This window comes from Agriterribacter sp. (assembly GCF_035444585.1).
Lineage (GTDB): Bacteria > Bacteroidota > Bacteroidia > Chitinophagales > Chitinophagaceae > Agriterribacter.
The window spans coordinates 1-1,634 of the sequence record NZ_DAOMOZ010000014.1; the positions used below are offsets into that span (position 1 = coordinate 1).

General features: G+C 43.1%; 1 protein-coding gene. It reads left to right on the forward strand.

The window, feature by feature from the left end:
• The first annotated feature begins 311 nt into the window (after positions 1–311).
• Positions 312–1,343: a GntR family transcriptional regulator gene (locus PLH26_RS02715; protein ID WP_324584446.1), complete on the forward strand. Its 1,032-nt coding sequence runs from the start codon at positions 312–314 to the stop codon at positions 1,341–1,343.
• Positions 1,344–1,634 lie beyond the last annotated feature (291 nt).

Genomic DNA, 1,634 nt, shown 5'->3' on the forward strand with positions numbered 1-1,634 from the left:
AGTGGCTGGCAGCGGTATTGAGCTATATCCGTACTAATCTTGGTAATGCAGCTTCCGTAATTCAGCCCGGCGATATCAAAAAAGTGCGTGATGTGGTAGGGCGCAGATGGGATCCCTGGACGCTCGAAGAGTTGGAGAAGGAAAACAATGCCGGGAAGTAGCGTCCTGCCTGCACCGGTTACCGCTACCCATAGCAAATTAAAGCAATGCGGGCTTTTGTTGTCTGGAGGAACAGGAATGGCGCCGGAATGCCCCCCGTATACCAGTCACATACTTTATATTTGCCTTTTATAAGCAATATAAAATAAGGAATGAAGTTCAGCCAGTTTTTTGAGCATGTGCATGTGGATGAATTCTCTGCTACACCCAAGTACCTGCAGCTTACACATTCTATACTGAATGCCATAGAAGCGGGGAAGCTAAAAAAAGATGATCTTGTTCCTTCCATCAATGAGCTCAGTTTTGAACTGGAGATATCAAGAGATACTGCCGAGAAGGGGTATAAGCACCTCAAAAAAATGGGCGTGCTGGGCTCCGTGCCCGGAAAAGGATACTATATTGTTAATGATGACATTAAACAAACCCAGCATGTAATGCTGCTGTTCAATAAGCTGAGCGCCCATAAAAAAATCATATACGATGGCTTTGTGGAAACACTGGGTGAGCATGTAGCAATTGATTTTTATATCTATAACAATGATTTCGGGCTGTTTAAAAAATTACTGGGAAATGCCAAAGAAGACTATTCGCATTTTGTGATCATCCCGCATTTTATAGAAGGCGGCGAAAATGCGCATGAGATCATCAATACCATTCCCAGGCATAAGCTGATACTTTTGGATAAAAAAATATCCGGCGTAAATGGCGAGTATGGCGCGGTATATGAAAATTTTGAGAAAGATATTTATAATGCGCTGGAACAGGCGTTGAAGCAGTTGGCCAAATACCACACCCTGAAAATCATATTCCCCGAAAAAAGTTATTATCCCAAAGGGATACTGAAGGGATTTAACCGGTTTTGCCAGGAGTATGCCTTTACACATAAAGTGGTGCACGATATTGCCAGAGAACCCATCAACAGCGGCGAGGTATACATCAATGTTATGGAGGCCGACCTTGTTATACTCATTGAAAGGCTTATTTCCATGAAATATAAAATAGGCAAGCACATCGGCGTTATTTCTTATAACGAGACCGTTATGAAAAAAATAATCCTGAACGGCATAACCACCATATCAACAGACTTTCACCAGATGGGTGTAAAAGCAGCCGAATTGATCTTGTCGGGCGCCAAGGAACACATTGAAGTGCCGTTTAAGCTTACGCTGAGGGCCTCTTTATGATCAGGTGCTATGCATAGCCGCCCGGCACAACAATATTGAATCTCAAATCAGAGATCAGCTAAAACCAAAAACCCGTGTTTTCCTACTGCAGAAAAGGCTTTTGTGACGCTTAAAGGAAGGCAGCGAAAAGTCGCTACCTGTTGGCTCTTATATCCCCTGAAATACAAATGGCTTTGCAATGATGAACTGCCGGGATGATTCGCCTGCGTAGGTCTGGTTTTTGTCCAGCGGCAGCTTTTTTACTTTACCGGTTTTTTCATTAAAATCCAGTTTTTTCAGATCCACCCATAC

Coding starts and splice junctions, on each gene's coding strand:
- PLH26_RS02715 (WP_324584446.1), top strand. CDS start 312: ATGAAGTTCAGCCAGTTTTTTGAGCATGTGCATGTGGATGAATTCTCT.